This window comes from Agromyces mangrovi (assembly GCF_030296695.1).
In the GTDB taxonomy this organism is placed as follows: Bacteria; Actinomycetota; Actinomycetes; order Actinomycetales; family Microbacteriaceae; genus Agromyces; species Agromyces mangrovi.
Genome location: NZ_AP027737.1, coordinates 3,535,039 through 3,556,828, shown reverse-complemented (window position 1 = coordinate 3,556,828; position 21,790 = coordinate 3,535,039). Strand labels below are relative to the sequence as shown.

At 70.2% G+C, this 21,790-nt stretch carries 9 protein-coding genes, 1 tRNA gene and 3 pseudogenes; 11 read left to right on the top strand and 2 right to left on the bottom strand.

Annotation, left to right across the window (positions count from 1 at the left end; genetic code table 11):
* Window positions 1–60: 60 nt before the first annotated feature.
* The 4 genes and pseudogenes from lgt to pyk all read left to right on the top strand — a co-directional run bounded on the left by lgt (window position 61) and on the right by pyk (window position 8,671).
* Window positions 61–1,044, top strand: a complete 984-nt coding sequence (lgt, locus tag QUE38_RS16995; RefSeq protein WP_286309502.1) for a prolipoprotein diacylglyceryl transferase — start codon at window positions 61–63, stop codon at window positions 1,042–1,044.
* A gap of 124 nt (window positions 1,045–1,168) precedes the next feature.
* Window positions 1,169–5,735, top strand: a pseudogene (gltB, locus tag QUE38_RS16990) (glutamate synthase large subunit).
* Window positions 5,728–7,185 (top strand): glutamate synthase subunit beta, encoded by a 1,458-nt coding sequence (locus QUE38_RS16985; protein ID WP_286309501.1) that lies wholly within the window; start codon window positions 5,728–5,730, stop codon window positions 7,183–7,185. The pseudogene gltB and the gene QUE38_RS16985 overlap by 8 nt, the downstream one beginning before the upstream one ends.
* A gap of 70 nt (window positions 7,186–7,255) precedes the next feature.
* The gene (pyk, locus tag QUE38_RS16980; RefSeq protein ID WP_286309500.1) at window positions 7,256–8,671 is read left to right on the top strand and encodes a pyruvate kinase; all 1,416 of its coding nucleotides are present in this window, start codon (window positions 7,256–7,258) and stop codon (window positions 8,669–8,671) included.
* Between the two features lie 61 nt (window positions 8,672–8,732).
* Here pyk and QUE38_RS16975 read toward each other — a convergent pair.
* Window positions 8,733–8,815, bottom strand: a tRNA-Leu gene (locus QUE38_RS16975).
* Between the two features lie 38 nt (window positions 8,816–8,853).
* On the opposite strand from QUE38_RS16975, the gene QUE38_RS16970 reads away from it, so the two are divergent.
* Entirely contained in the window at window positions 8,854–9,462 is a 609-nt protein-coding gene (locus tag QUE38_RS16970; RefSeq protein WP_281886535.1) for an ANTAR domain-containing response regulator, read from the top strand.
* A gap of 39 nt (window positions 9,463–9,501) precedes the next feature.
* Here QUE38_RS16970 and QUE38_RS16965 read toward each other — a convergent pair whose 3' ends face one another.
* Window positions 9,502–9,927 carry a hotdog fold thioesterase gene (locus tag QUE38_RS16965; protein WP_286309499.1) on the bottom strand — a complete coding sequence of 142 codons (426 nt, stop codon included), beginning with the start codon at window positions 9,925–9,927 and terminating at the stop codon, window positions 9,502–9,504.
* Between the two features lie 57 nt (window positions 9,928–9,984).
* Between QUE38_RS16965 and polA the strand changes: the two are divergent.
* From polA to uvrA, 6 genes and pseudogenes are all read left to right on the top strand, one after another.
* A pseudogene (gene polA, locus QUE38_RS16960) lies at window positions 9,985–12,662 on the top strand (DNA polymerase I).
* A 90-nt stretch (window positions 12,663–12,752) separates the two neighbouring features.
* Entirely contained in the window at window positions 12,753–14,432 is a 1,680-nt protein-coding gene (locus tag QUE38_RS16955) for a DUF885 domain-containing protein (RefSeq protein WP_286309498.1), read from the top strand.
* Window positions 14,433–14,586: 154 nt separating this feature from the next.
* Complete coding sequence (gene rpsA, locus QUE38_RS16950) at window positions 14,587–16,032, top strand: 30S ribosomal protein S1 (protein ID WP_286309497.1); 1,446 nt, start codon at window positions 14,587–14,589, stop codon at window positions 16,030–16,032.
* Window positions 16,033–16,129: 97 nt separating this feature from the next.
* Window positions 16,130–16,741: a dephospho-CoA kinase gene (gene coaE, locus QUE38_RS16945; protein WP_286309496.1), complete on the top strand. Its 612-nt coding sequence runs from the start codon at window positions 16,130–16,132 to the stop codon at window positions 16,739–16,741.
* A 45-nt stretch (window positions 16,742–16,786) separates the two neighbouring features.
* Window positions 16,787–18,853 (top strand): excinuclease ABC subunit UvrB, encoded by a 2,067-nt coding sequence (gene uvrB / locus QUE38_RS16940; protein WP_286309495.1) that lies wholly within the window; start codon window positions 16,787–16,789, stop codon window positions 18,851–18,853.
* A gap of 41 nt (window positions 18,854–18,894) precedes the next feature.
* A pseudogene (gene uvrA, locus QUE38_RS16935) lies at window positions 18,895–21,788 on the top strand (excinuclease ABC subunit UvrA).
* Window positions 21,789–21,790: the final 2 nt, after the last annotated feature.

Here is a 21,790-nt window from a genome sequence, read left to right as displayed (position 1 = left end):
GCTGGCCGAGGCCGCCCGCGGGCCCGAACCCGCGACCTGGACGAAAGGCACCGAACGAACGTGATCGCACCGCTCAGCATCCCCAGCCCGGAGTGGAGCTCCTTCGAGATCCCGCTTCCGTGGGGCGGCGCCCTCACCATCCACGCGTACGCCCTGTGCATCCTGCTGGGCATCGTGCTCGCCGTGTGGATCACGTCGCACCGCCTGACCAAGCGCGGCGCCGAGCCGGGCGTCGTGCTCGACATCTCGCTGTGGGCCGTGCCGCTCGGCATCGTCTTCGCGCGGTTCTACCACGTCGCCACCCACCCCGGCGACTACTTCTACGAGGGCGCCGACCTCTGGAAGGTGTTCGCGATCTGGGAGGGCGGCAACGCCATCTACGGCGCGCTGATCGGCGGCGCGCTGGGCGTCTGGATCGGCTGCCGCATGACCGGCATCCGCTTCTGGTCGTTCGCCGACGCGCTGGCGCCGGGCATGCTCGTCGCGCAGGCCGCCGGCCGTCTCGGCAACTGGTTCAACCACGAGCTCTTCGGCCTGCCCACGGAGCTGCCGTGGGGCCTCGAGATCGAGTCGACCAACCCCGCGTTCCCCGCCGGCCTCGAGCCCGGCACGCTGTTCCACCCCACGTTCCTGTACGAGATCATCTGGAACCTCCTCGGCGTCGCGGTGCTGCTCTGGCTGGAGCGGAAGTTCCGCCTGCGCTGGGGCAAGGCGTTCGCCGTGTACCTCATCTGGTACGGCATCGGCCGCAGCTTCCTGGAGTCGATCCGCGTCGACCCGAGCGAGATCTTCCTCGGCATCCGCTCCAACGTCTGGGCGTCGTTCGCCGCCATCCTCATCGGCGTGATCATCCTCGTGGTGCAGACGCGTCGCCACACCGGCCAGGAGCCGAGCCCGTACGTGCCCGGCCGCGAGTGGCCCGGGGCCGACGCTGTAGACTCGGACGACACCGAGTCCGACCGAGACACGATCGGCGACGACGCCGAGGACGAGGGCGACACGGAGGCAGCCGCAGCCACAAGCACACGCGAGACGACCTCCTAGTCCGGGCGATCCGGCCCGAGCCCCGAATGCGTCCCCGCACCTTTGGGGCGCACATCCGACATTCCGATGGGCCGAAGGCGTCCCGCGCTGGTTCACTGATTTCACGAGGACGGTCACTGTGGCGATGACTCCGACCCATGCACGATTCGGGGCGGTCCCCGCTGCCCAGGGCATGTACGACCCGGCCCACGAGAAGGACGCCTGCGGCCTCGCGATGGTCGCCACGCTCCGCGGCACCGCAGGTCACGACATCATCCAGGCGGCGCTCGACGCGCTGCGCAACCTGGAGCACCGCGGTGCGGTCGGCTCCGACGCCGGCACCGGCGACGGCGCGGGCATCATCACGCAGGTGCCCGACGCGTTCCTGCGCGAGGTCGTCTCGTTCGAGCTGCCCGCACCGGGCCGCTACGCGGTCGGCAACGCGTTCCTGCCCACCGACCCCACGCAGCGCAGCGCGGTCAAGCGCCGCTTCCGCGAGATCGCCGCCGAGGAGCGCCTCGAGATCATCGGCTGGCGCGAGGTTCCCGTGCGCCCCGACGAGCTGGGCACGCTCGCCCGTGCGGCCATGCCCGACGTGCAGCAGGTCTACGTACGCAGCGTCGACGAGACCGAGGCGGGCGCGCCCCTCTCCGACATCGCGCTCGACCGCCTCACCTTCCGCCTGCGCAAGCGCGCCGAGCGGGAGATCGAGCTGTACTTCGCGTCGCTGTCCTGTCGCACCCTCGTCTACAAGGGCATGGTCACGACCCTCCAGCTCGAGCCGTTCTACCCGGACCTCTCCGACGAGCGGTTCACCTCCAAGCTCGCGCTCGTGCACTCCCGGTACTCGACCAACACGTTCCCGTCGTGGCCGCTCGCGCAGCCGTTCCGCATGATCGCGCACAACGGCGAGATCAACACCGTGCAGGGCAACCGCAACTGGATGCGCGCGCGCCAGTCGCAACTCGAGTCCGAGCTGCTGGGCGACCTCGCGCCGATCCTGCCGGTCGTGACGCCGGGCTCGAGCGACTCGGCGTCGTTCGACGAGGTCGTCGAGCTGCTGAGCCTGTCGGGCCGGAGCCTGCCGCACGCGGTCATGATGATGGTGCCCGAGGCGTGGGAGAACGCCACGGAGATCGACCCGGCCCGGCGCGCGTTCTACGAGTACCACTCGATGCTCATGGAGCCGTGGGACGGCCCGGCCGCGATCGTCTTCACCGACGGCTCGCTCGTGGGCGCCACGCTCGACCGCAACGGGCTGCGCCCGGGCCGCTACGTCGTGACCGACGACGGCCTGGTCGTGCTCGCGAGTGAGATCGGCGTCCTCGACATCGACCAGTCGAAGGTGGTCCGCAAGGGCCGCCTGCAGCCCGGTCGCATGTTCCTGGTCGACACGGTCGCCGGCCGCCTCATCGAGGACGACGAGATCAAGTCCGAGCTCGCAGCATCCGAGCCGTGGGGAGTGGCTGGAGTCCGGTCGCATCCGACTCGCCGACTTGCCCGAGCGGGAGCACATCGTGCACCCGCCGGCATCCGTCCGCCGCCGTCAGCGCACCTTCGGCTACACGGAGGAGGAGGTGCGGGTGCTGCTCACGCCCATGGCCCGCACCGGCATGGAGCCGCTCGGCGCCATGGGCTCCGACACCCCGATCGCCGTGCTGAGCGAGCGCCCTCGCCTGCTGTTCGACTACTTCACGCAGCAGTTCGCGCAGGTCACCAACCCGCCGCTGGACTCGATCCGCGAGGAGGTCGTGACCTCGCTCGGCACGTCGCTCGGGCCGGAGCACAACCTGCTGAGCTCGGGCCCCGAGCACACCCGCCAGGTGACGCTCTCGTTCCCGGTCATCGACAACGACGAGCTCGCGAAGATCCAGCACATCGACCCGCGCCCCGACAGCGCCACGACCACGACCTTGCGCGGCCTCTACCGGGTCGAGGAGGGCACCGAGGGGCTCCGCTCCCGGCTCACCGCGCTGTGCGAGGAGGCCGACCGCGCCATCGCCGCGGGTGCGCGCTTCCTCGTGCTGAGCGACCGCGACACGACCTCGGAGCTCGCGCCCATCCCGTCGCTGCTCATGCTGGCGGCCGTGCACCACCACCTCATCCGCTCCGAGACTCGGATGCGGGTGGGCATCGTCGTCGAGACCGGTGACGTGCGCGAGGTGCACCACGTCGCGCTCCTCATCGGCTACGGCGCCTCAGCGGTCAACCCGTACCTCGCGATGGAGACCTGCGAGGAGCTCGTGCGCTCGGGCGTCATCACCGGCGTCTCGCCCGAGCAGGCCGTGAAGAACGTGATCAAGGCGCTCGGCAAGGGCGTGCTGAAGATCATGTCGAAGATGGGCATCTCGACGATGTCGTCCTACGCGGGCGCACAGGCGTTCGAGGCCGTCGGCCTCAGCCAGGAGTTCGTCGACGAGTTCTTCACCGGCACCACGACCAAGCTCGGCGGCGTCGGCCTCGACGTCGTCGCCACCGAGAACGCGCGCCGCTACAAGGGCGCGTACCCCGACGACGTCGCGGTGACCGTGCACGAGCGGCTCGCGACCGGCGGCGAGTACCAGTGGCGCCGCGACGGCGCCCCGCACCTGTTCAACCCCGAGACGGTGTTCCGACTGCAGCACGCGACGCGCAGCAGGCGGTACGACATCTTCCGCGAGTACACCTCGATGGTCGACGGTCAGGCCGAGAACCTGATGACGCTGCGCGGCATGTTCGCGCTGCGCACGGGCGCGCGGCCGCCCGTGCCGATCGACGAGGTCGAGCCGGTCTCGTCGATCGTGAAGCGGTTCTCGACCGGCGCGATGAGCTACGGCTCCATCTCGAAGGAGGCGCACGAGACCCTCGCGATCGCGATGAACCGCCTCGGCGCGCGCTCGAACACGGGCGAGGGCGGCGAGGACCTCGATCGCCTGCTCGACCCCGAGCGCCGCAGCGCGATCAAGCAGGTGGCATCCGGCCGCTTCGGCGTCACGAGCATGTACCTCACGCATGCCGACGACATCCAGATCAAGCTCGCCCAGGGCGCGAAGCCCGGCGAGGGCGGCCAGCTGCCGCCGACCAAGGTGTACCCGTGGGTCGCCCGCACCCGCCACGCGACCGCCGGCGTCGGCCTCATCTCGCCGCCGCCGCACCACGACATCTACTCGATCGAAGACCTCAAGCAGCTGATCTTCGACCTGAAGCGCGCGAACCCGGGCGCCCGGGTGCACGTGAAGCTCGTGAGCCAGTCGGGCATCGGAGCGGTCGCGGCCGGCACCGCCAAGGCGCTGGCCGACGTCATCCTGGTCTCCGGCCACGACGGCGGCACCGGTGCGAGCCCGATGAACTCGCTCAAGCACGCCGGCACGCCGTGGGAGCTCGGCCTCGCCGAGACGCAGCAGACGCTCATGCTGAACGGCATGCGCGACCGCGTCGTCGTGCAGGTCGACGGCCAGATGAAGACGGGCCGCGACGTGATCGTCGGCGCGCTGCTCGGTGCCGAGGAGTTCGGCTTCGCGACCGCACCGCTGGTCGTCGAGGGCTGCGTGCTCATGCGCGTGTGCCACCTCGACACCTGCCCGGTCGGCGTCGCCACCCAGAACCCGGAGCTGCGGAAGCGCTTCAGCGGCAAGCCCGAGTTCGTCGTGAACTTCTTCGAGTTCATCGCGCAGGAGGTGCGCGAGTACCTCGCCGAGCTCGGCTTCCGCAGCCTCGACGAGGCGATCGGCCGCCGCGAGATGCTCGACATCGACCGCGCCGTCGACCACTGGAAGGCGAGCGGGCTCGACCTGTCGCCCGTGCTGGTCGGCCCGGACTTCTCCGACTCGGAGCCGCGTCGGAACGCGCGCCCGCAGGACCACGAGCTCGACGAGCACTTCGACAACCAGCTGATCGAGGCGTCCGCCGACGTGCTCGAGCACGGCGGCCGCGTCGAGATCACCCTGCCGATCCGCAACACCGAACGCGCCGTGGGCACCATGCTCGGCCACGAGGTGACCGTGCGCCACGGCGTCAACGGCCTGCCCGCCGGGTCGATCGACGTGACCCTGTCCGGGTCCGCCGGCCAGTCGTTCGGCGCGTTCCTGCCCGCGGGCATCACGCTGCGCCTCGAGGGCGACTCCAACGACTACGTCGGCAAGGGCCTCTCCGGCGGCCAGGTGATCGTGCGGCCCGACCGCTCGAGCACCTTCCCGGCCGAACGCAACGTGATCGCCGGCAACGTGATCGGCTACGGCGCGACGCAGGGCAGCATGTTCATCAGCGGCATCGTCGGCGAGCGCTTCCTCGTGCGCAACTCGGGTGCGACCGCCGTGGTCGAGGGCGTGGGCGACCACGCGCTCGAGTACATGACGGGTGGGCTCGCGCTCATCCTCGGCCCGACCGGCCGCAACCTCGGCGCGGGCATGTCCGGCGGCACGGCGTACGTGTTCGACCTGCCCAAGGAGCGCATCAACCGCGACGCGCTCGCCACCGGCGAGCTGCAGCTGCACGAGCTCGGCAGCGCCGACCACGAGATCGTGCTCGACCTCCTCCGACAGCACCTGGAGCACACGGGGTCCGCGCTCGCGGAGCGCCTGCTCGAGGCCCCCGACACCATGGAGCGATTCGTGAAGGTACTCCCGCGCGACTACGCGGCCGTCCTGAAGACCCGGCAGAACGCCGTCGACGAGGGGCTGGACCCCGACGGCGACGTCGTCTGGGGCCGCATCCTGGAGGTGACCGGTGGCTGACCCGAAGGGCTTCCTCAAGACGACCGAGCGCGAGCTGCCCAAGCGGCGGCCGGTGCCCGTGCGCATCATGGACTTCAAGGAGGTCTACGAGCAGGGCGACCCCGCGCAGCTGCGCCGGCAGGCCGGACGCTGCATGGACTGCGGGATCCCGTTCTGCCACCAGGGCTGCCCGCTCGGCAACCTGATCCCCGAGTGGAACGACCTCATGTACCGCGGCGAGGGCCGCGCGGCGATCGAGCGACTCCACGCGACCAACAACTTCCCGGAGTTCACGGGCCGGCTCTGCCCCGCGCCGTGCGAGTCGTCGTGCGTGCTCGGCATCAACCAGCCGGCCGTCACGATCAAGCAGGTCGAGGTCTCGATCATCGACCAGGCCTTCTCGAACGGCTGGGTGCAGCCGCACCCGCCGGGGCGACTGACCGGCAAGACCGTCGCGGTCGTCGGGTCGGGCCCGGCCGGGCTCGCCGCGGCGCAGCAGCTCACGCGCGCCGGGCACACGGTCGCGGTCTACGAGCGCGACGACCGCATCGGCGGGCTCCTGCGCTACGGCATCCCCGACTTCAAGATGGAGAAGCGCCACCTCGACCAGCGCATCGCCCAGATGACGGCCGAGGGCACCCGCTTCCGCGCGGGCGTCGACATCGGCACCGACATCTCGTGGGACGCGCTGCGCGAGCGGTACGACGCCGTGGTCATCGCGACCGGCGCGATGGTGCCCCGCGACCTGCCGATCCCTGGACGCGACCTGCCGGGCGTGCACTTCGCCATGGAGTACCTGGTGCAGTCGAACCACGCGGTCGCGGGCGACACGGTGCCCGAGCAGATCACCGCTGAAGGCAAGCACGTCGTGGTCCTGGGCGGCGGCGACACCGGTGCCGACTGCATCGGCACCGCGCACCGCCAGGGGGCGCTGTCGGTGACCAACCTCGCGATCGGCAAGAAGCCGGGCATCGCGCGACCCGACACCCAGCCGTGGCCGATGCACCCGAACCTGTTCGAGGTGCAGACCGCGCACGAGGAGGGCGGCACCCGCCAGTACCTCGCGTCGACGGTCGAGTTCGTCTCGAACGACGTCGGCGAGGTGCGGGCGATCCGCGTCGCGGAGACCGAGTACCTCGACGGCCGTCGCGTGCCGAAGGCGGGCACCGAGCGCGAGATCCCGGCCGACCTCGTGCTGCTCGCGCTGGGCTTCACGGGCCCCGAGTCGCAGGACCTCTCGGGCCAGCTCGGCGCCGCGTTCACGCAGCGCGGCAACGTCGAGCGCGACGACTCGTACGCGACGAGCGTCCCGGGCGTCTACGTCGCCGGCGACGCCGGACGCGGGCAGTCGCTCATCGTGTGGGCCATCGCCGAGGGACGTGCTGCGGCCGCCTCCGTCGACCGGTACCTTGAGGGTGAGACGCACCTCCCGAGCCCCATCCCGGCCTCCGCGCAGGCGATCTCGATCTGACCGACCGGCCCTTCATCCCCACCACCACGATCACCGCGCCCCGGCGCGAGGAACACGGAGCACAGAGAACATGAGACGCGCGAAGATCGTCGCCACGCTCGGACCCGCGACCGCGAGCTACGAAGGGGTCCGTGCGCTCATCGACGCCGGCCTCGACGTGGCCCGCATGAACCTGAGCCACGGCTCGTACGACGTGCACGAGGGCGTCTACCAGAACATCCGCAAGGCGGCGAACGACTCCGGCCGGGCCGTCGCCGTGCTGGTCGACCTGCAGGGGCCGAAGATCCGCCTCGGCAAGTTCGCGGACGGCCCGCACGAGCTGGCCGAGGGCGACATCTTCACGATCACCACCGAGGACATCCCCGGCACCAAGGAGATCTGCTCGACGACGTTCAAGGGCCTCCCGCAGGACGTCTCCGCGGGCGACTTCCTGCTGATCGACGACGGCAAGGTCCGCGTCCGCGTGCTCGACACCGACGGCACCCGCGTGCGCACGGAGGTCGTGGTCGCCGGACCCGTCTCCGACAACAAGGGCATCAACCTCCCGGGCGTGGCGGTCAACGTGCCCGCGCTGTCGGAGAAGGACGAGGCCGACCTGCGCTGGGGCCTCGAGCTCGGCGCCGACCTCATCGCGCTGTCGTTCGTGCGCAACGCCGCCGACGTCTCGCGCGTGCGCGAGATCATGGACGAGGTCGGCCGCCGCGTGCCGGTGGTCGCCAAGATCGAGAAGCCGCAGGCCGTCGAGGCGCTCGACGAGATCATCGACGCGTTCGACGCCCTCATGGTCGCCCGCGGCGACCTCGGCGTCGAGCTGCCGCTCGAGGCCGTGCCGATCGTGCAGAAGCGCGCGATCGAGGCGGCGCGCCGCATGGCCAAGCCCGTCATCGTCGCGACCCAGATGCTCGAGTCGATGATCCACAGCCCGGTGCCCACGCGCGCCGAGACCTCCGACGTCGCGAACGCCGTGCTCGACGGCGCGGACGCGGTCATGCTCTCGGGCGAGACGAGCGTCGGCGAGTACCCGACGGTCACGCTCGAGACCATGGCGCGCATCGTCGCCTCGACCGAGCAGCACGGCCTCGACCGCGTGCCGCCGCTCGGCACCCGGCCGCGCACCCAGTCGGGTGCGATCACGCTCGCCGCGGTGGACGTCGCGAACTTCGTCGAGGCCAAGTTCCTCTGCGTGTTCTCCGAGTCGGGCGAGTCGGTGCGCCGCATGACCCGCATCCGCTCGGACATCCCGATCCTCGCCTTCACGCCCGACCCCGCGATCCGCCGCCGCATGGCGCTCTATTGGGGCGTGCAGTCGTTCGTCGTCTCGCGCGTGACCCACACCGACCAGATGGTCGCCCAGGTCGACGAGGTGCTGAGCCGCGAGGGCCTGGCCGTCGAGGGGGAGAAGGTCGTCATCATCTCCGGGTCCCCTCCCGGCATCCCCGGCACCACCAACGACATCCGCGTGCACAACGTGGGCGAGGTCCTCTGAGGGTCCTCGACGACGAACGGCCGGCCCCGCCAGGGGCCGGCCGTTCGTCGTTTCCGAGTCGTGCCGGTGGTGGGGGTCGAACCCACACGCCCTCTCGGGCAAAGCATTTTGAGTGCTCCGCGTCTGCCATTCCGCCACACCGGCGCACGAGACCGCGATCAGAATACCGTAGGCTTTCAGGCGTGACAGACACCGAGAACACCCAGGCCGCGCCGCGTCGCGTCGTGGTCGCCGAGGACGAATCGCTCATCAGGCTCGACGTGGTGGAGACGCTCCGCGACAACGGGTTCGAGGTGGTCGGCGAGGCCGGTGACGGCGAAACGGCCGTCGCGCTCGCGACCGAGCTGCGTCCCGACCTGGTCGTCATGGACGTGCGGATGCCGCAGCTCGACGGCATCGAGGCGGCCAAGCGCCTGAGCGAGGGCCACATCGCCCCGGTCGTGCTGCTCACCGCGTTCAGCCAGAAGGAACTGGTCGAGCGCGCCACCGAGGCCGGCGCCCTCGCGTACGTCGTGAAGCCCTTCACTCCGAACGACCTGCTGCCGGCGATCGAGATCGCGCTCGCACGGCACGCCCAGATCCTCACCCTCGAGGCCGAGGTCGGCGACCTCGTCGAGCGCTTCGAGACGCGCAAGCTCGTCGACCGGGCCAAGGGCCTGCTGAACGAGAAGATGGGCCTCTCGGAGCCCGAGGCGTTCCGCTGGATCCAGAAGGCGTCGATGGACCGCCGCCTCACCATGAAGGACGTCGCGCAGGCGATCATCGAGCAGCTGGCGCCCAAGAAGGGCTGACGCCGCCCGGTTCGCCGATGCGTGGGACCGCCGACGCCGTCAGGTCGTCGGCAGGTCCTTGATGAAGTTCGTGATCCGCACGGTCGAGCACCGGCGGCCCTGCTCGTCGGTCACGACGATCTCGTGCACGGTCATGGTGCGACCGAGGTGCAGCGGCGTGCAGGTGCCGGTGACGCTGCCCGAGGTGGCCGAGCGCGTGTGCGTCGCGTTGATGTCGACGCCCACTGCGAGCCGCCCGGGCCCGGCCCAGAGGTTCGCCGACATCGAGCCGAGCGACTCGCCGAGCACCACGTACGCGCCCCCGTGCAGCAGCATGGCGGGCTGGGTATTGCCCGCGACCGGCATGGTCGCGACCGCGCGTTCCACGGTGAACTCCGTGAACTCGATGCCCATCCGCTCGGCGAGCTCGCCGATGCCGCGGGTGCGGATGTAGTCGAGGGCGTCGGCGGTCTGCTCGTGGGTCATGCGTCGCATCCGATCGGGTCGTCAGGCGGCGTCGGCGGCCGCTTATAGGCTTGCGGGGTGACGGAACCAGTAAAGCCCACCCTCATGGTCATCGACGGCCATTCCCTCGCGTTCCGGGCGTTCTTCGCGCTCCCGGTCGACAGTTTCCGCACCCGCGACGGGCAGCACACGAACGCCATCCACGGCTTCCTGTCGATGCTGCTGCTCCTGCTGAAGAACGAGAAGCCGACCCATCTCGCGGTCGCGTTCGACATCTCCCGCCACTCGTTCCGCACGCGCGAGTACGAGGAGTACAAGGGCAACCGCGCCGAGACGCCGCAGGAGTTCAAGGGCCAGGTGCCGCTGCTGCAGGAGGCGCTCGCGGCGATGGGCGTGCGCACCCTCGAGAAGGAGGACTTCGAGGCCGACGACATCCTCGCGACGCTCGCGTCCGAGGGGCGACGCGACGGGTACGAGGTGCTGCTCGTGTCGGGCGACCGCGACACGATCCAGCTCGTGAACGACGACGTGACGCTGCTCTACCCGTCGAGCCAGGGCGTGTCGCAGCTGAAGCGCTACGACCCCGCGACGGTCGAGGAGCGCTACGGCCTGCCCCCGCCCAGTACCCCGAGATCGCGGCGCTCGTGGGCGAGACGAGCGACAACCTGCCCGGCATCACGAAGGTCGGCGAGAAGACGGCCGTGAAGTGGCTGAAGCAGTTCGGCGACCTCGACGGGGTGCTCGAGCACGCCGACGAGATCAAGGGAGTCGCGGGCAACAACCTGCGCGCCGAGATGGACAACGCGGTGCGCAACCGGCGCCTCAACCGCCTCGTGGACGACCTCGAGCTCGATGTGACCCTCGACGAACTGGCCGCGAAGCCGATCGACACCGATGCGGTGACCGCCATCTTCTCCCGCCTCGAGTTCCGCACGCTGCTGGAGCGCGTGATGAAGCTCGCGGGCGAGGAGCAGGGGGCGGATGCCGCTGCCGGCACGCCCGCTCCGGCGGCATCCGCCGCGCCGACGGCGCCTGCGCCGCGCACGCTCCTCGACGAGGAGCTCGACGTGTGGCTCGACCGGCAGGTGGCCGCGCACCCGGACGGCCTCGGTCTCACGATCGAGATGCTCGACGGCAAGGTCATCGGCGCGGGCGTCTCGGGCGCCGAGGAGTCGGTGTTCCTGCCCTGGCAGCCCGGCCGGCGCGACTACGCGCCGTTCGAGGCGTGGCTCGCGGGCGACGCGCCGAAGGTCATGACCGACGCGAAGCCGCAGGTCAAGGCCATGCGCCGATCCGGGCTGGCGTTCGGCGGGCTCGCGCTCGACACGCTCGTCGCGACCTGGCTCGTCAACCCGCTGGCGCAGGAGAAGGGGCTCGCCGACGTCGTCTTCCGCTACCTCGGCGAGACGCTCCCGACGGCAGACCCGGCCCAGCTCGTGCCCGACGAGACCCGAGCCGCGGGCCCGGCCGAGCTCGCCTGGTACACGTTCCGCGCGGCGCCCGTGGTGCTCGCGGAGCTGCCCGCGTCGACGCTGCCGGTCTGCACCGACATCGAGATGCCCATCCTGGGGGTGCTCGCCGACATGGAGCTGCGCGGAGTCACCGTCGACCACGACGAACTGTCGGCGCTCTCCGGCCAGCTCGGCGATCGCGCCGCCGACATCGCCTCCCGCGCGTTCGCCGAGATCGGCCGAGAGGTCAACCTCGGCTCGCCCAAGCAGCTGCAGGAGGTGCTCTTCGACCAGCTCGGCATGCCGAAGACGCGTGCGACGAAGACGGGGTATTCGACGGATGCCGGTGCGCTGGCCGACCTCCAGGAGAAGAGCCCGCACCCGTTCCTGGGCCTCCTGCTCGAGCACCGTGACGCGACGAAGCTGCGGCAGATCGTCGAGTCGCTCGACAAGTCGATCGGCGGCGACGGTCGCATCCACACGACCTACGTGCAGATCGGCACGAGCACGGGGCGTATCGCGTCGACCGACCCGAACCTGCAGAACATCCCGGTGCGCACGGGGGAGGGGCGGCGCATCCGCGAGGCGTTCCGCCACGGGCCCGAGTTCGAGACCCTGCTGACCGCCGACTACTCGCAGATCGAGATGCGCATCATGGCGCACCTCTCGGGCGACCCCGGCCTGATCGAGGCGTTCCACGCGGGAGAAGACCTGCACCGGTTCGTCGGCGCACGCATCTTCGGCGTCGAGCCGGCCGACGTGACCCCGCTGATGCGCACCAAGGTGAAGGCCATGTCGTACGGGCTCGCCTACGGGCTGAGCGCATTCGGGCTCTCCAAGCAGCTGCGCATCGAGCAGTCCGAGGCGAAGCAGCTCATGGTCGACTACTTCGCGCGGTTCGGCGCGGTGCGCGACTACCTGCGCGACGTCGTGGCGCAGGCGAAGGTCGACGGCTACACCGAGACGATCTTCGGGCGGCGCCGCCCGTTCCCCGACCTGTCGAGCCCGAACCGGGTGCTGCGCGAGAACGCGGAGCGCGCGGCGCTGAACGCGCCGATCCAGGGCTCCGCGGCCGACATCATGAAGATCGCCATGCTCGGCATCGAGCGCGACGTCGCCGATGCGGGGCTCGCGTCGCGCATGCTCATGCAGGTGCACGACGAGCTCATCTTCGAGGTCGCGGCGGGCGAGGGCGAGCAGCTCGAGGAGATCGTGCAGCGGCGCATGGCGACCGCGGCCGACCTGCAGGTGCCGCTCGACGTGCAGCTCGGGCACGGCCCGAACTGGGACGCGGCGGCGCACTGATCCTGAGCCGCGCTCGACTGCCGCGCACTGTGCACAGCGCCCGCGGCGGCGTGCACGGTGCCGTCCCGCGCAGCGGATAGGCTCGCTCCCATGACTTCCGAGCCCGCACGCACCCCCACCGAGATCGACCGCGTCGCGGAGGGCTGGGTCGACACCCTGGTGGAGCTGCGCCCGGCCGTCGGCACCTACATCGGCCGCGAGTCCGAGGACGGCGGTTACGGCGACTACTCGCCCGACGGCGACGCCCAGCTGGTCGCGTCGGCGCGTGCGACGCTCGCGGAGCTCGAGGCGGCCGACGAGGTCGACGACGTCGACCGCATCACCCGCACCGACCTGCGCAGCCAGCTCGAGCTCGCGATCGAGAGCTACGACGCCGGGCTCCACCTGCGCGACCTGAACGTGATCGCGAGCCCGTCGCAGGAGCTGCGCGAGGTGTTCGACCTCATGTCGACCGACTCGGTGGAGGGCTGGGAGTCCGTCTCGAAGCGCCTCGCCGCCCTTCCGGGGGCGATGGAGGGCTACGTCGCGACCCTGCGCGAGGGCATCGCGCGCGGCATCACGCCGGCGCGGCGCCAGGTGCGCGAGGTGGCCGCGCAGGCGCGCAAGAACGCGCGACCCGAGGGATTCTTCGGCGAGTTCGTCGCCTCGGCCGGCGTCTCGGACGGGGAGCTGCCCGAGTCGCTTCGCGCCGAGCTCGAGCAGGGCGCCGTGGCATCCGCCGTCGCCTACCAGCAGTTCGCCGACTTCCTCGAGTCGGAGCTGGTCGAGGCCGCGGCCGAGAAGGACGCGGTCGGCCGGGAGATCTACGAGCTGCGATCGCGCGAGTTCCTCGGCGCGAAGATCGACCTCGACGAGACCTACGAGTGGGGGCTCGACGAGCTCGCCCGCATGGTGTCCGAGCAGCAGTCGATCGCGAACGAGATCAAGCGCGGGGCATCCGTGCTCGAGGCCATCTCGTTCCTCGACAACGACCAGAGCCGCAAGCTGCACGGCACCGACGCACTCAAGGCGTGGATGCAGGAGACGAGCGACCGGGCCGTCGAGGAGCTCGGCGCGACGCACTTCGACATCCCGGAGGAGATCCGCACGCTCGAGTGCATGATCGCCCCCACGCAGGAGGGCGGCATCTACTACACCGGCCCGACCGAGGACTTCTCGCGTCCCGGGCGCATGTGGTGGTCGGTGCCCGAGGGCGTGACCGAGTTCGACACCTGGCGCGAGCTCACGACCGTCTACCACGAGGGCGTTCCCGGCCACCACCTGCAGATCGGCCAGGCCGTGGTGCAGTCCGACACGCTCAACTCGTGGCGTCGGCTGCTCGCCGGCACCTCCGGCCACGCGGAGGGCTGGGCGCTGTACGCCGAGCGGCTGATGGAGGAGCTCGGGTACCTGGACGACCCGGCCGACCGGCTCGGCATGCTCGACGGGCAGCGGATGCGGGCGGCCCGCGTCGTGCTCGACATCGGCGTGCACCTCGAGAAGACGCTGCCCGACGGCTCGGGCCCGTGGACGGCCGACTACGCGTTCGAGTTCATGTCGCGGAACGTGAACATGAACGAGGGCTTCGTGCGGTTCGAGGTCAACCGCTACCTCGGCTGGCCGGGCCAGGCGCCGTCGTACAAGGTCGGCCAGCGCATCTGGGAGCAGTTGCGCGACGAGGTGCGGCAGCGCGAGGGCGATGCGTTCTCGATCAAGGACTTCCACGGCAAGGCGCTCGCGATGGGCGGGGTCGGCCTCGACACGCTGAAGTCGGCGATCCTGGGCGCCTGATCGCGGTGGGTCGGGCCGTTTGACCGACGGGCAGCCGCGCCGCTAGGATGGAATGTCACGTTTGTGACGTCCTATCCGCACGCCCTTCGCGGAACACCAATACGAAAGCATCGCGCGTCGGGCCCGACCCTGTCCATTACGGAGCACCTACTACATGACAACCGCAACGACCAAGGCAACCAAGCAGGTCGCAATCAACGACATCGGTTCTGCTGAAGACTTCCTTGCCGCGGTCGAGAAGACGCTCAAGTTCTTCAACGACGGCGACCTCATCGAGGGCCAGGTCGTGAAGATCGACCGCGACGAGGTCCTCCTCGACGTCGGCTACAAGACCGAGGGTGTCATCCCCTCCCGCGAACTCTCCATCAAGCACGACGTCGACCCCAGCGAGGTCGTCGGCGTCGGCGACACCGTCGAGGCCCTCGTTCTCCAGAAGGAGGACAAGGAAGGCCGCCTCATCCTGTCGAAGAAGCGCGCGCAGTACGAGCGCGCGTGGGGCGACGTCGAGAAGATCAAGGAGACCGACGGTGTCGTCACCGGTACGGTCATCGAGGTCGTCAAGGGCGGCCTGATCGTCGACATCGGCCTCCGCGGCTTCCTCCCCGCCTCGCTCATCGAGCTGCGCCGCGTGCGCGACCTGACGCCGTACCTCGGCCAGGAGCTCGAGGCGAAGATCCTGGAGCTCGACAAGAACCGCAACAACGTGGTGCTCTCGCGCCGCGCGCTGCTCGAGCAGACCCAGTCGGAGACCCGTTCGACGTTCCTCGCGAACCTCCACCCGGGACAGGTCCGCAAGGGCGTCATCTCCTCGATCGTCAACTTCGGCGCGTTCGTCGACCTCGGCGGCGTGGACGGCCTCGTGCACGTCTCCGAACTGTCGTGGAAGCACATCGAGCACGCCAGCGAGGTCGTCGAGGTCGGCCAGGAGGTCACCGTCGAGGTGCTCTCCGTCGAGCTCGACCGCGAGCGCGTCTCCCTGTCGCTCAAGGCGACGCAGGAGGACCCGTGGCAGGTCTTCGCCCGCACCCACGCCATCGGCCAGGTCGCACCGGGCAAGGTCACCAAGCTCGTCCCGTTCGGCGCGTTCGTGCGCGTCGCGGACGGCATCGAGGGCCTCGTGCACATCTCGGAGCTGTCGAGCAAGCACGTCGAGCTGGCCGAGCAGGTCGTCTCGGTGGGCGAGGAGGTGTTCGTCAAGGTCATCGACATCGACCTCGAGCGTCGCCGCATCTCGCTGTCGCTGAAGCAGGCCAACGAGGGCGTCGACCCCGAGGGCACCGAGTTCGACCCGGCGCTCTACGGCATGCTCACCGAGTACGACGAGCAGGGCAACTACAAGTACCCCGAGGGCTTCGACCCGGAGACCAACGAGTGGCGCGAGGGCTTCGACGCCCAGCGCGAGAAGTGGGAGCAGGACTACGCTGCAGCCCAGGCTCGCTGGGAGGCGCACAAGAAGCAGGTCGCGGCTGCCAACGCGAAGGACGCCGCCGAGGCCGACTTCGGCGGCAGCTCGTTCACGAGCGAGGCGGCCGGCGCCGGCACGCTCGCCGACGACGCGTCGCTCGCTGCACTGCGCGAGAAGCTCTCGAGCAACTCCTAGTCCGCATCGGACCGAGCGACGGCCGGGCACCCGCGAGGGTGCCCGGCCGTCGCCGTCTCCGGCACGCGTCCCGCCGCCGGATCGGTAGGCTGGAGGCGTGTACCTCATCGGCCTAACGGGCGGCATCGCCTCGGGGAAATCCACGGTCGCGCGCCGGCTCGTCGAGCACGGCGCCGTCCACATCGACGCCGACCTGCTCGCCCGCGAGGCGGTCGGGCGGGGCACGAGCGGCCTCGCCGAGATCCGCGAGGCGTTCGGCGACGGCGTCCTGCGCGCCGACGGCTCGCTCGACCGGGCGCGCCTGGGCGAAGTGGTGTTCGGCGACGCCGCCGCGCGCGAGCGCCTCAACGCCATCGTGCACCCGCGCGTGCGCGAGCTGTCCGCCCAGCGCATGGCGGACGCGGAGCGGCGCGACCCCGACGCGGTCGTCGTCTACGACGTGCCGCTGCTCGTCGAGGCATCCGTCGACCACCCGTTCGACCTCGTCGTCGTCACCGAGGCGCCCGCCGCCACCCGTGTCGACCGCCTGGTCGACGAGCGCGGGCTCGAGCGCGGGCACGCGCAGGCACGCGTCGACGCGCAGGCGAGCGACGCCGAGCGCCGCGAGGTCGCCGACGTCGTGATCGACACCGGCGGCACGCTCTCGCACACGATGGGTCAGGTCGACGACCTGTGGGCCCGCCTCCGCGAGCTGCGCGCCCGGTCGTAGCCGCGCCCGGCCCCGGTGTCGGCGGCCGAACCTAGACTTGTCGCCATGCAGTCGACCCGTTCCGTGCGCCCGTTCGAGGTGGTCAGCGAGTACTCGCCGAGCGGCGACCAGCCGGCCGCCATCGCGGAGCTCGCCGGCCGCGTGAACGCCGGCGAGACCGACGTCGTGCTGCTCGGCGCCACGGGCACCGGCAAGTCGGCGACGACGGCGTGGCTCATCGAGGCGGTGCAACGGCCGACCCTCGTGCTCGCGCACAACAAGACCCTCGCCGCGCAGCTCGCCAACGAGTTCCGCGAGCTGCTGCCGAACAACGCCGTCGAGTACTTCGTCTCGTACTACGACTACTACCAGCCCGAGGCGTACGTGCCGCAGACGGACACCTTCATCGAGAAGGATTCGTCGATCAACGCCGAGGTGGAGCGTCTGCGGCACTCGACCACGAACTCGCTGCTCAGCCGGCGCGACGTGGTCGTCGTCTCGACGGTCTCGTGCATCTACGGGCTCGGCACGCCCGAGGAGTACCTCGCAGCGATGATGCCGCTGCAGGTGGGCCAGCGGCTCGACCGCGACTGGCTGATCCGCAAGTTCGTCTCGATGCAGTACCAGCGCAACGACATCGAGTTCTCGCGCGGCACCTTCCGGGTGCGCGGCGACACGATCGAGATCATCCCGGTGTACGAGGAGCTCGCGATCCGCATCGAGATGTTCGGCGACGAGATCGAGGCGCTCTACCACCTGCATCCGCTCACCGGCGAGGTCGTGGCGCAGCTCGACTCGGTCCCGGTGTTCCCCGGGTCGCACTACGTCGCGAGCACCGAGGTGATTGACCGCGCGGTGGGCACGATCCGCACCGAGCTCGAGGAGCGGCTGGCCGAGCTCGAGCGGCAGGGTAAGCTGCTCGAGGCGCAGCGGCTGCGCATGCGCACCACGTTCGACCTCGAGATGATGGAGCAGATCGGCTTCTGCTCGGGCATCGAGAACTACTCGCGGCACATCGACGGGCGCGAGGCGGGGGAGCCGCCGCACTGCCTGCTCGACTACTTCCCCGATGACTTCCTGGTCGTGATCGACGAGTCGCACGTGACGGTGCCGCAGATCGGCGCGATGTTCGAGGGCGACTCGTCGCGCAAGCGCACGCTCGTCGAGCACGGGTTCCGCCTGCCGAGCGCGCTCGACAACCGCCCGCTCACGTGGGACGAGTTCTCCGAGCGCGTCGGCCAGACCGTGTACCTGTCCGCGACCCCGGGGCGCTACGAGCTCGGCATGGCCGACGGCGTGGTCGAGCAGATCATCCGCCCGACCGGCCTCGTCGACCCCGAGATCGTCGTGAAGCCCAGCAAGGGGCAGATCGACGACCTGCTCGAGGAGATCCGGGCGCGGGCGGAGCGCGACGAGCGCGTGCTCGTGACCACGCTCACCAAGCGCATGGCGGAGGACCTCACCGACTTCCTCACCGAGGCCGGCGTGCGGGTGCGGTACCTGCACTCCGACGTCGACACGCTCCGCCGCGTGGAACTGCTGACGGAGCTGCGCGCGGGCGTCTACGACGTGCTCGTCGGCATCAACCTGCTGCGCGAGGGACTCGACCTGCCCGAGGTGTCGCTCGTGGCGATCCTCGACGCCGACAAGGAGGGGTTCCTGCGCTCGTCGACGTCGCTCATCCAGACCATCGGGCGCGCCGCCCGCAACGTGTCGGGCCAGGTGCACATGTACGCCGACGTGCTCACCGACTCGATGCGCCTGGCGATCGACGAGACGAACCGGCGCCGCGAGAAGCAGGTCGAGTACAACCGAGCCAACGGGGTCGACCCGCAGCCGCTGCGCAAGCGCATCGCCGACATCACGGCGGTGCTCGCGCGCGAGGAGGCGGACACGGCCGCGCTCCTCGCGGGCCGCGCGGGAAGCAAGAAGTCGCCGGTGCCGAACCTCAAGCGCGAGGGCATCGCCGCGTCGGGCGCGAACGACCTCGAGGAGCTCATCGCCGACCTGAACGGCCAGATGCTCGAGGCGGCGGCCGAGCTCAAGTTCGAGCTCGCGGCGCGCCTGCGCGACGAGGTCTCCGAGCTCAAGCGCGAGCTGCGCCAGATGGAGAAGGCCGGGCATCTGAGCTGAGCGCGTGCCTCAGTGTCGGTGGGCGTGCCTAGACTCGAGTGGTGGCAATCTCCCATCTCGAGACCCGCGCGCGCCTGAGCGTGCGCGGCGCTCGCGTGCACAACCTCCAGAACGTCGACGTCGAGCTCCCGCGCGATTCGCTCGTGGTGTTCACCGGGCTCTCCGGCTCGGGTAAGTCGTCACTCGCGTTCGACACCATCTTCGCCGAGGGCCAGCGACGGTACGTCGAGTCGCTCTCGGCCTATGCGCGCCAGTTCCTGGGCCAGGTCGACCGGCCCGACGTCGACTTCATCGAGGGGCTCAGCCCCGCGGTCTCCATCGACCAGAAGTCGACCAACCGCAACCCGCGGTCGACGGTCGGCACGATCACCGAGATCTACGACTACATGCGCCTGCTCTGGGCGCGCATCGGCGTGCCGCACTGCCCGGTCTGCGGCGAGAAGATCCAGCGCCAGACCGTGCAGCAGATCGCCGACCAGCTCATGGAGCTCGAGGAGCGCACCCGCTACCAGGTGCTGAGCCCGGTCGTGAGCCAGAAGAAGGGCGAGTTCGTCGACCTCTTCGCCGAGCTCGCGGCGCAGGGGTACTCGCGCGCGCTCGTCGACGGCGAGATGATCCAGCTCACCGACCCGCCGAAGCTCAAGAAGCAGGTCAAGCACGACATCTCGGTCGTCATCGACCGGCTCGTCGCCGGTCCCGAGATCCTCGGCCGGCTCACCGATTCGCTCGAGACGGCGCTGCGCCTCACCGACGGCCTCGTGCGCATCAACTTCGTCGACCGCGAGGGAGACGATGCCTGGCAGACGTTCTCCGAGAAGCTGTCGTGCCCCAACCAGCATCCGATCCAGCTCACCGAGATCGAGCCGCGCACCTTCTCGTTCAACGCGCCGTTCGGCGCCTGCCCCGAGTGCACGGGCCTCGGCACGAGGATGTCGGTCGACGACCAGCTGCTGCTCGGCGACCCCGAGCTGAGCATCGCCGGCGGCGTCATCCTGCCGTGGACCAGCCAGGGCAAGAGCCTCTACAACTACTACGAGAAGCTGCTCGACGGCCTCGCGCGCGACCTCGACTTCTCGCTCGACACCCCGTGGAACGAGCTGCCGGCCGCGGTGCAGGACGCCGTGCTGCACGGCGACAACTTCGAGGTGAAGGTGCGCTGGCGCAACCGCTACGGGCGCGAGCTGTCGTACACGTCGGGCTTCGAGGGCGTTGTGCCGTACATCGAGCGCCAGTACCTGCAGGCCGAGTCCGACGTGCAGCGCGCCCGCTGGGCCGAGTACCTCCGGGAGGTGCCGTGCCCCGTCTGCGACGGCAAGCGCCTGAAGCCCGAGGTGCTCTCGGTGCTCATCCACGACCACTCGATCGCGGACGTCGGGCTGCTGAGCCTCGACGACGCGCGCGAGTTCATGGACCGCCTCGAGCTCACCGAGCGCGAGCAGGCGATCGCGGCGCAGGTGCTGCGCGAGATCAAGCTCCGGCTCGACTTCCTGATCCGCGTGGGGCTCAGCTACCTCGACCTCGCGCGTGCCGCGGGCACGCTCTCGGGCGGTGAGGCGCAGCGCATCCGGCTCGCCACGCAGATCGGGTCGGGCCTCACGGGCGTGCTCTACGTGCTCGACGAGCCGAGCATCGGCCTGCACCAGCGCGACAACCGCCGACTCATCGAGACGCTCGTCGCCCTGCGCGACCTGGGCAACACGCTCATCGTCGTCGAGCACGACGAGGACACGATCCGCACCGCCGACTGGATCGTCGACATCGGCCCCGGCGCCGGCGTGGGCGGCGGCCAGGTCGTGCACTCGGGCAGCTACCGCGAGCTCGTCGAGAACCGGCGTTCGGTCACGGGCGACTACCTGGCCGGCCGCCGGAGCATCGCGGTGCCCGCGATTCGCAGGGCCGTCGATCACGATCGCGAGATCACGGTGCGCGGAGCATCCGCCAACAACCTCAAGGCCGTCGACGTCACCTTCCCGCTCGGCGTGTTCACCGCGGTGACGGGCGTGAGCGGCTCCGGCAAGTCGTCGCTCGTGAACGACATCCTGTACCGGGTGCTCGCGAACCGGCTGAACGGCGCCCGCAAGGTGCCGGGCCGCCACCTGCGGGTCGAGGGGCTCGACAACCTCGACAAGGTGGTGCACGTCGACCAGGCGCCCATCGGGCGCACGCCGCGGTCGAACCCCGCGACCTACACGGGCGTCTTCGACCGCATCCGCACCCTGTTCGCCGAGACGACCGAGGCCAAGGCGCGCGGCTACCTGCCCGGCCGGTTCAGCTTCAACGTCAAGGGCGGGCGCTGCGAGGCGTGCTCGGGCGACGGCACGATCAAGATCGAGATGAACTTCCTGCCCGACGTGTACGTGGCGTGCGAGGTGTGCGGGGAGCGCGGTACAACCGCGAGACCCTCCAGGTGCACTACAAGGGCAAGCACATCGCCGAGGTGCTCGAGATGCCGATCAGCGAGGCGGCGGAGTTCTTCGAGCCGATCTCGGCGATCCACCGCTACCTGAAGACGCTCGTCGACGTCGGGCTCGGCTACGTGCAGCTCGGGCAGAGCGCCACCACGCTCTCCGGCGGCGAGGCGCAGCGCGTGAAGCTCGCGACCGAGCTCCAGCGCCGCTCGAACGGCCGCACCGTCTACGTGCTCGACGAGCCGACGACGGGCCTGCACTTCGAGGACGTCCAGAAGCTGCTGAAGGTGCTCGGCAAGCTCGTCGACAAGGGCAACACCGTGATCGTCATCGAGCACAACCTCGACGTGATCAAGTCGGCCGACTGGGTCATCGACCTCGGCCCCGAGGGCGGCTCCGGGGGCGGCACGATCGTCGCGACCGGCACGCCCGAGGAGGTCGCCGCGGTCGAGGAGAGCCACACGGGCCGGTTCCTCGCCGAGATCCTCGAGGAGGCGCCCGCGGCCCGCGTCGAGGCGGCAAGCTGAGC